Below are 8,951 nucleotides of genomic sequence, written 5' to 3' on the forward strand. Positions count from 1 at the left end.
GCGCCCCGACGGTGGGTGGTCAGTGGTGGGCGCGCCACTCGGTGTCCAGGGCGCGCAGCGCGGCCGTGAACGGCGGGGTGCCGGGCGTCTCGTCCAGGTCGCGGAGCTGGGCGCGCCCGTCGGGGATGCTGACGTGGGAGCCGTCCGGGTTCGTCCAGGCGTACGCCGGGCGGAGGGCTACCGTCACGCACAGCCCGGCGGCGGAGCCTGCGCCCTCGCACTCGGCGGGGACGCTGCGGGGGCCGCAGACCTCATTGCCCATGGTGTGGCAGTTCCAGCCGCTCTCGTCCTCGTCGATCCGGCCGTCGCGGTTGTCGTCCCCGCGCGGCTCGGCCGCCCCGCCGGTCCGGATGTCGTAGGCGGTGACGGTCGTCGTGGGGGCGGGGCGATCGGTGCCGGCCGCCCCGGCGCCGTCCGCGTTGGAGACGACTCCGACGAGCCCGAGGGCGGCCGTGGCCAGCCCGGCGGCAAGGAGTGCCGCGGGGTGGGAGTTGCGGACGGCAGAGCGCAGCTTGCGCATGGGAAGTGCCTTTCGATTCGGGTCTGTTGGCCCGGTTGCTCTCCGGGCCGGTGGTGCGATCGGAACGCTACACATCCCACGAAGAAAAGTACAGCGCACGTCATCAGGGGTCGTGATCGCTCCGTCTTTGTGCGGTAACTGCGCCACTCGGGGGGCTGCTTGCCATCTGGATAACGTGCGCTGTACTATTTAGGTGTTGGCGGGGCGCCCGCCGACAGCCCGGAGAGCAACCGGGCGCAGACCCGAACCGAAAGGCACACCCATGTCCGTCTCCCCGGAAAACACACCCCGCTCCTTCACCGTCCTCGTACAGGACGGACGCGTGCACGGCGTTCTCCTCACCCCGGCTACCGAGGACGAGCGTGAGCGTCTGGCCTTCGACGCGTACTGGACTCACAACCTGTCGGTGCGTGTCGTCGTCGCAATCGATGCCGTCGACGCCGTAAACGCCCTAAAGCGCTGACGGACCAGCACCGCCCGACGCCTCGCGGCGGGCGGTGCCCCGGTCCTACCGATGGCCCGGTACGGCACAACTCCCACCACCAGCAGGAGGACTCCCATGTCCACGCAGCCCTTCACCATCAGCAAGCGCATCCACCCCCAGCACTTCACCGACAGCCGCGGCGGCGGTCAGGCCAATCACACGCTCTACATCAACGGCCGCCCCTTCTACTTCGAGTGGTTCTGGAACGCCGACGGCGTCGCACTGCTTCGCGTCCGCACGCTCGTGCCCAACCCCACGCCCTACATCGCTGAGGGCTGGCAGACCATCCACGAATTCACCACCACATGGGCCACCCCCGCCACACCAGCCCCAACAACGTGAAACAGCGCGCTCTTACGCGTGCGCGCGCATAGAGGGCCCTCAAAACTCGCGAAATCCCCTCCGCTCTCCCTCCTTAAGGACCCGTTCTGATGACTCTTCCGAGCACCGCCACCAACCTGACCCCGACACAGGTCACCGTCACGCTCGATCGGTGGGACCGGCCCGTCGCGGTCCTGCCTGACGATGTCGCCGCACGGCTGACTGTCTCCTCCCATGCGGAGGTGAGGGACTACGGCTACGGCCACTTCGAGTCCCGCCGCTTCGGCCCCGACACGTACGAGACGCACGCGATCCGGGCGATGTTCGAGGCAGTCCTTGCCGCGCACCCCGACCAGCAGGGCCTTGGCCAGTACGAGCGGTACGGCACCGGCTACTTCTACGGCTGGATCGTCGGGACGTCCGGCTGGGACACGGCCGCGCACACCTGGAAGGACTACGACGCCACCCAGCACCTACAGCTGGTCAACGGCATCCACCTGCACCACGACGGGCGAAGCCACTTCGGTTCGTGACCACCCCGGGCGCCCGTCCTTCGGTGGGCGCCACTCCAGGCGGGGGATCCGTCACTCGGCCCGGCCCTCTCTCCGAAGGTCGACACTCGGCCACCTTGCCCCGTTCCCCCCGCACGCAGGCGCAGCCCGCCCATAGGCTCTCTGACCTGCGTGCGGGGCCATCCGAGCGGTCTGGTCACGTACCAGGCCCTGCCCCAGGTTGAGGTTTCAGTGAGTACACCTGCCAGCACTCTTGCCCACCGCTCCGTGTTCGCCGTCCCCGATGCGGGCGCCCTCCTCGACACCGTCCGATGGGTGTCCGGGGCGTGGCTGAAGAAGAAGTTCCCGCACACTGCCGTGCAGCTGGGCACCGGACAGCAGGCGCTCGACGAGTCATCGCTACTGCTGTCGCAGGCCGCCTACGACGACGGGGGCACCGAGTACGCCACCCGCATCCAACTCCGCGAGGACAAGGCGGAGGCGACGTGGCGGACCACCGTGACCGCCGTCCGTTCCACCACCGACGTCGGCGGCACGGTGAGCGTCGATCTGGAGTGCTTCCCGAACACCACGCAGCCCATCCGCACCGGCAAGCCGGGCCTTATCCGGGACCTGGTGGCGGAGCTGGAACCGTACGACGGCCTGTCGCGGCTGAGCGTCAACGCATTGCGCGTGACCCACGACCGCGTGCACTCCCTCGTCGACGTGCTGTGCGACCCAGAACGGCAGATGCCCACCCTTGTGGCGGCGCGGCCCACGCAGCCGAACCGGCTGTGGTCGGACCGTGTGGCCGGCACTATGCGGGATGTGGCCGGGGACGCATCGACCTACCTGCTGTGGGACCTTGCCGCAGTCGACGCGTTCCGGGAGGCGACGGGCCATGACCACCGAGTCGGCCCCGGCACGCTGCGCACCTTCCTCCCGGATGTCGATCCGGCGTGGGCACCGGATGCGGCCCGGCATCGGCTGATGGGCCCCGCCCGATGGACCGACCCGGCGGACCAGATGTGGCGCGGTGTCGCCCGCCGCGTGCACGCCCTCGCACTGGAGCGCCCGTTGCCCCGGCAGCTCTCCACCGTTGCGTTCCCCGATCGCGTCGCCGAGCAGCACCGGCAGGAGCGCCGCGAAACCATGGACAAGGCGCGACTCCTCACCGCGGTACCCGCACAGAGGGCGGGCGAGCACGACGAGGAGCTGCGCGCCGAGGTGACCCTGTTGAACGGGTTGCTGGAGCAGGCGGACAAGGAGCTGTCGGAACTCAACCGGACCGCGGCGCTGGCCGGGCGCACGACGACGTCGATGCAGGAACAGCTCCAGGCCGTCATCGCCGAACGGGACAACGAGGTCGAAGACCACCTGACAACCCTGGAGTCGTTGCAGCAGGCGCGCGTCGAGGCGGACCGGCTCCGGCTTCTGCTGCTGCGCCAGGGCCGTTTCGAGGAGGCAGTCGAGGTGGCCGAAGGGCTGCCGATGCCTGCCTCGTTCGAGGAGGTGTGGGAACGCCTGGGGGAGCTGGAGCACCTGACGGTGACCGCAGACCAGCGGATCGCGGTCGGGCTGGACGAACATCCCATGTCGCGTACGTGGGCGGCGAAGGGCTGGACGGCGCTGGTAGCGCTCGACTCCTACGCAGCGGCGGTGAAGGACGGGTTCAACGGCAGCTTCTACCACTTCTGCAAGACTCCTCCGGCAGGCGCGAAGCCGTACCCGGTCCGACAGGTCGCGATGACGGAGAGCGGGCCGACGATGGAAAAGTACGGGCATGAGCGGCTGTTCCCGCTCCCCGATGGGGAGTTCGTGGAGATGCAGGCGCACCTGAAAATCAACGCCCGGGGCCGGATCGCGCCGAGGGTGTACTTCCTGGACGAGGTGAAGGGGACGCGAGGCGAAGGTGCCGGCCGCCTGGTCGTCGGGTACGTCGGGCCGCACCTGACCAACATGCGGACCAACTAGTCAGACGGGCCGTTTCGCCACAGCGCGCGGCGCGATGATGGTGAATGGCTAGGTTTCGCAAGGGCGACTAGACCCAATGCAACGCACGCTGTAGTATTCGAGTTGTTGGCGGAGAGCAACCGCCGACGCAGACCCGAACCGAAAGGGACCAACGTGTCCATCACCCTGACCCTGCCCACGGTAAAAGACCTCACCGCCATGTGCGGTCCGCTCCGCACCGTCCTCGCCGACTTCGGCCCCGTCGACATCGCGCCGGAGCACAACGAGGTGTACTCCTTCGAAATCCTGGGCGGCAAGACGCTCCGCGAGTCCGTCATCAACGGCGAAGCAGGACCCGTCCTGATCATCCGGCTCGTCGAGTACATCGACCCCGTCACCCACGCCACGCGGTACGGCATCGAGAAGTGGAGCGTCGTCGGCTTCCGCACCGTCGACCACACCGTTCGCCTGGTCTCGGACGCCGAGTACGAGCGACAGGTGCGTGCCGAGTACACCGCGCCGACGCTCCCCATGGCGCGCGAGCGATTCACCGGCGGCATGACGACCTTCTACGACGAGACCGACGTCCTCTAATCCTCTCCCCGGGGGCGCAGGACGGTACCCCGTTCTGCGCCCCGCCCCTCAAGCGCCGAAGGGCCATCAACATGACGACCGCAGCCGAGACCCCGGCCGTACGCAAGATCCCCACCCCTGCACACCGCCGCGCGCTGCTTGCCGCTCTCGCCAACAACAAGGGCCGCGTTCCCGAGGGCACCAACGGCCGAGTCCTGGACGCTATCCATGGCGCCCGCTGGGTCACCGAGGTCACCAATAATGACCGCGCCGCATGGGGCGCACGGCTCCTCGGATACGACGGCCCAACCTTCCTGGTCATCAACAGCCGTGGCCGCCGGGCGCTCCTCACCGAAGCAGAAGACGCCGCGCTCCGAGGCGCGGGGCCGGACGGGTGCCTGCCCGAGGGCACCTTGAGGCCGACGGTGAAGGCCCTGCACCGTGACGGCCTGGTCGAGATCCGCCGTGCGGCCCGCGCCCCCTACGTGACCGAGCTCGGCCGCCGCCTGATCACGGGCTTCCCGCAGGCTCACCGCACCGCCTGACACCCCACAAGGGCCGCGCCGCCCCGACCCGGCGGCGCGGCCCCGTACACAGAATGGAGACATCAACGATGAACCCCCGCGACATAGACACCGCGCTCACCGTCGCCCGTGAGCAGGCCGCCGCCTGGCAGGCGAACGCCGACCTGGCGCGCGCAGCCGGCACCACGGAGACCTTGGGCTGGCACATCGACCGCTCGGACGAGCGCGACGGCATCGCCAGGAAGATGTTCGAGGCGTGGCAGGTGATCGACGGCACGATGACCGGAAACCTCGGCGTCTCCCGGCCGGAAGCGTGGCGGGTTCCGCCGCTCACCGACGAGCAGTACGCCAAGGTGGTCGCGGACTGGCCCGAGCTGGCCATTTTCGGTGAGGACCTGGTCAAGGACCTGACGCGGCACGTCGGCATCCGGTACGTGCGATGGCTGGCGCGGAGGGCTGTCAAGAACGTCCCCGCCCTCACTGCCCCGGCGCCGCACCCCGTCGTGGACGAGGACTCGTGCACCTGCGTCATCAACTGCGACGAAGGCCCGCAGTCCGGGTGCAGCCTCTCCGGCCGCCTCCACGTCCACCCCCGCACCCGCACCGGCCAGTACGGGCCGTGCCCCGAGCACCCCGACGCGCCCGGCGACCTGTAGGCGCCCGCCTGGCATACGGGTGACGCGCGCTGTAGTATTTGAGTTGTTGGCGGAGAGCAACCGCCAATCAGGCCCGAAGCGAAAAGGAAGCCCCATGTTCCCCACCACTGCCCTGGAAGCACTTGCCGCCGTCGGTGTCCCCGGCTACTTCGACACGGAAGAGGGGCTGCTCATCGCGCACCCCGCCGACGTCTCCCAGGAAAGGGCCCTGTCGGGGGAACACGTCGTGCTGACCCCGCCCGACAGCATGGTGCCGGGGTGGAGCGCCATCGCCTACGAGCCGGACGGCACCCCGGACTTCGCCGACATCACCGTGTACGACGTGCCCGAGGACGACATCACCCGATGCGCGCAGGCCGTCGCCCAGTGGTTCACCGACCCCCGGCCCTCCGCCGGAGCCGTGCTGCTCGCCGCGCTCACCCAGTACGGCATCACCTCGTACGACGACCACAACGGCATGACCTACGCCATCTCCATGGACCCGGCGGCTCCCGCAGCGGGCATTCGCATCCGCCCGCACCTGTCCATTGGTGACCGCAACGGCTCGGTGGAGCACGTTCCGGCCGCGCACACCGGCTGGTCGCTGTTCGCGCACGGGGAGGACGGGGAGCCCGTCGGCGACCCGCTGTTCGTCAGCGGCGACGGCGGCTTGGTGGACTGCGATGCGGACTCGGTGGCTGCCGCCGAAGTCATCGCCGACTACCTCAACCGTTCCGCTCGCTGACCCTCCGGCCGGGGCGCGGCCGTGCGCCGTGCCCCGGCTTCCATCGCGGCGGAGAGCAACCGCCGCAGCCCCGAAGCGAAAGGCCCTCCCCGTGCTGCCTGAAAGCCTGCTGTGTTTGGCCCCCCAGAAGATGACGAAAGGGCAGCGCAGAGCCATGCTCGCCGCCATCGACACCGGAGGCCGCCTGCCCGCCGGCACCTCCCGACGAGTCCTCGACTCGTTCCCGCAGGACTGGATACGTACCGACCCCGGGACGGGGCTGCGGTGGCTCACCGACATCGGGTGGGCGGCGCTTCTGCCGCTCGACCGGTTCCATGCACTGAAGCACGCCGACCCGGAGACGGGAAGTGTGTCCGGGCTGGACTACGCGGCGGGACGCGGCCTCCTGCGTGACGGCCTGATCGTCTTCCGGGATCCCGCCGGACAGCTCGTGGGAGCCACCGACTGTTGGAAGACCAATGGCGCGCCCTACATCACTACGCGCGGCCGGAAACTTGTGGGGATGCCGCTCCGGGCCCCGGCGTTCACCCTGAGGCTCCCGGTGGGCATATGGGGTCTGTGGAGGCGGGCAGGGCAGCCGGACGCTCCTGTGCGGATCACGGGGTGGCCGATGGCTGACGGCACGGTACGCGTGCAGTTGCGGTATTGGCGCCACTGGTCCGAGTTTCAGCAGGACGTGCCCGTGGATGAGCTGCGCCCTGCGCCTCGTCGGGTCCGGGGTGGTTTGCCTGTGCCGTCCAGGGCGGGTGGGCCGGCCAGGGCCGCTCGTGTCCGCCTGGCCCGTACGCGCAGCTCGGGCATCCGCCGCCGGTTCCCCTACCTGCGCACGACGGCGCTGCGTGGGGAGTGGAGCGAGAGCGTTGAGGAAGCCGCTATCCGGGAGTCCGGCATGAATGGCGCGACCGCCTGGCGCAGCGGGGCCTACGGTCGCCCCGTCCCCCGCCCGCTCGTCGACCGCTCCATGCTCCCCCGGGAGGAGCGGACGGGCACCGCCCGCCACCTCGGCCGCCCCGGCCGCCCGTAGCCGTTCCATCCCGTAGCCGGGGCGCACCGCGCGCCCCGGCCCCCCTGTCCCGGCGGAGAGCAACCGCCGACCAGACCCGAACTGAAAGGCCCTTCCCTGTGTCCGCCATGGCCCAGACCGCGTTGTTCACCCTGCCCACACCCCCCGCTCCAGCCCCCGTACCCGTGCGGGTCGGTAAGCGGCCCACGGTCCTCTCGTACGGGCTCGGCGCGGACTCGACGGCGATCTTGTTGAAGTTCCTGGCCGACCCGGAGGCGTACGGCCTGGAACCGGACCTGTCCGACCTGATCGTCGTGCACGCGGTGACCGGTGATGAGTGGCCGGACTCGCTCTCGTACGTGCGCCGCCTGGTCCTGCCGCTGCTCGCGGCCCGCAAGGTACGCACGGTCCAGCTATCGCGGGGCGGTCGCCGGGATTCCGACGGCGTGCTGATTCTCGACGACACGCGTACGCCGGGGCACATCTGGGAGGCAGGCCCATGGCGGCTGTCGGAGGAGCTGTGCGCGGCCGGCACCGTGCCCCAGATGGCTTCGGGGCGGCGGACGTGCTCCATTCGCTTCAAGGGGTGGGTGCTTGACGCCTGGGCCTTCTACGAGTTCGGCGCTTCGTCGTTCCGGCGGGTCATCGGCTACCACGCCGGGGAGCGCGACCGGGCGGAGAAGGACACGCAGATCCAGGAGCGGATCAACGCCGAGGCGGGTCGTGTCGTGTACGAGCCGTACTACCCGCTGATCGACACCGACGGCATGGACCGGGCCGCGGTCGAAACGTACGTTCACGCCAGGCTAGGCGAGCGCATCCGCAAGTCCTACTGCGCACAGTGCCCGTTCAGTTTGACCTGTGCGGCCAGGGACCGGCACGAGGAGAGGCTGAGGGACCACCCGGCGATCGGCTCGGCGGTGCTGATGATGGAGTACACCTCGCAGGCCCTGAACGAGAAGGTGGCGCTGTACGGGGAGCGGTCGCTGTACCAGCAGCTCACCGAGGACGCGCGGAACGATGAAGTCCTGACCCGATTCGAGGAAGCTCTGGACGCCGTGCCGTTCGCGCTGTACGAGGTGCGGCGCCTGTACCTGCCGGGTCGGACGAAGGACTGCCGGAACCAGCACGGCAAGCGGTGCTCGTCGCCGCGGTGGTGGTGCCGCACGAAGCCGACCACGGTGTGCCGGCGCCGCCACAGGGGAGGCGGGCACGCGCCGGAGTGCGGCGGAAGCGATCCGGCGTGCCGGGGCGAGCAGGCGAAGGGCCAGGCGTGGCGGTCGGTGCGAACGGTGTGGGAAGGCTCCCGGTTCGACGCGGGAGTGACCCTGCTGCGATGGGGGCGTGAAGCTGGCGCCCGGCTGCGCACAGGGGAGTCGATGATTCGGCGGGTCCACTACCTGGAGGCCGGAGAGGGGTACCCCTCGGCCGATGCGTACCTGGTGGCGGCCCCGGTGGGGGTCGAGGACAAGCAGCGCACGGCGAAGAGACCGGACGCCGGGTTCGAGGCGAAGTGGACGCAGGTGACGGGCCTGGCGGGGACACGGTGGGAGCCCGTCCGCCCGCTCGTCGTGCGGCAGCAGGACCGCACCGTGGGGCCGGTGCCGGTGCGCTCGCTGGGGAAAGCACAGCGCGCGTTGGCGGTAGAGCTGTCTGCCTGAATTCGTGGGCCAAGTAGACCCGTGGCGACGCGTGCTGTAAT

Annotated in this window: 11 protein-coding genes; 10 read left to right on the forward strand and 1 reads right to left on the reverse strand. The window is 69.9% G+C overall.

Annotated features, from left to right (window positions below; translation table 11 throughout):
- Positions 1-19 precede the first annotated feature (19 nt).
- Positions 20-520 carry a hypothetical protein gene (locus OG413_RS20585; protein WP_266807543.1) on the reverse strand — a complete coding sequence of 167 codons (501 nt, stop codon included), beginning with the start codon at positions 518-520 and terminating at the stop codon, positions 20-22.
- Between the two features lie 262 nt (positions 521-782).
- Here OG413_RS20585 and OG413_RS20590 point away from each other — a divergent pair, with 262 nt between their 5' ends.
- The 10 genes from OG413_RS20590 to OG413_RS20635 all read left to right on the forward strand — a co-directional run bounded on the left by OG413_RS20590 (position 783) and on the right by OG413_RS20635 (position 8,910).
- Complete coding sequence (locus tag OG413_RS20590) at positions 783-983, forward strand: hypothetical protein (RefSeq protein ID WP_266807545.1); 201 nt, start codon at positions 783-785, stop codon at positions 981-983.
- Positions 984-1,079: 96 nt separating this feature from the next.
- The gene (locus OG413_RS20595; protein WP_266807547.1) at positions 1,080-1,346 is read left to right on the forward strand and encodes a hypothetical protein; all 267 of its coding nucleotides are present in this window, start codon (positions 1,080-1,082) and stop codon (positions 1,344-1,346) included.
- An 89-nt stretch (positions 1,347-1,435) separates the two neighbouring features.
- A complete protein-coding gene (locus OG413_RS20600; RefSeq protein WP_266807549.1) occupies positions 1,436-1,858 on the forward strand; it encodes a hypothetical protein in 423 nt (140 codons plus the stop codon).
- A gap of 210 nt (positions 1,859-2,068) precedes the next feature.
- Positions 2,069-3,790, forward strand: a complete 1,722-nt coding sequence (locus tag OG413_RS20605) for a hypothetical protein (RefSeq protein WP_266807551.1) — start codon at positions 2,069-2,071, stop codon at positions 3,788-3,790.
- 153 nt (positions 3,791-3,943) lie between these two features.
- Positions 3,944-4,363, forward strand: coding sequence for a hypothetical protein (locus OG413_RS20610; RefSeq protein ID WP_266807553.1), 420 nt, complete (start codon positions 3,944-3,946; stop codon positions 4,361-4,363).
- A gap of 71 nt (positions 4,364-4,434) precedes the next feature.
- A complete protein-coding gene (locus OG413_RS20615; RefSeq protein ID WP_266807554.1) occupies positions 4,435-4,887 on the forward strand; it encodes a hypothetical protein in 453 nt (150 codons plus the stop codon).
- A gap of 68 nt (positions 4,888-4,955) precedes the next feature.
- Positions 4,956-5,522: a hypothetical protein gene (locus OG413_RS20620; protein WP_266807555.1), complete on the forward strand. Its 567-nt coding sequence runs from the start codon at positions 4,956-4,958 to the stop codon at positions 5,520-5,522.
- Between the two features lie 94 nt (positions 5,523-5,616).
- Entirely contained in the window at positions 5,617-6,246 is a 630-nt protein-coding gene (locus OG413_RS20625; RefSeq protein ID WP_266807557.1) for a hypothetical protein, read from the forward strand.
- 115 nt (positions 6,247-6,361) lie between these two features.
- Positions 6,362-7,270, forward strand: coding sequence for a hypothetical protein (locus OG413_RS20630; RefSeq protein ID WP_266807558.1), 909 nt, complete (start codon positions 6,362-6,364; stop codon positions 7,268-7,270).
- 107 nt (positions 7,271-7,377) lie between these two features.
- The gene (locus tag OG413_RS20635) at positions 7,378-8,910 is read left to right on the forward strand and encodes a hypothetical protein (RefSeq protein ID WP_266807560.1); all 1,533 of its coding nucleotides are present in this window, start codon (positions 7,378-7,380) and stop codon (positions 8,908-8,910) included.
- Positions 8,911-8,951: the final 41 nt, after the last annotated feature.

The organism is Streptomyces sp. NBC_01433 (assembly GCF_026340105.1).
Taxonomy (GTDB): Bacteria; Actinomycetota; Actinomycetes; order Streptomycetales; family Streptomycetaceae; genus Streptomyces.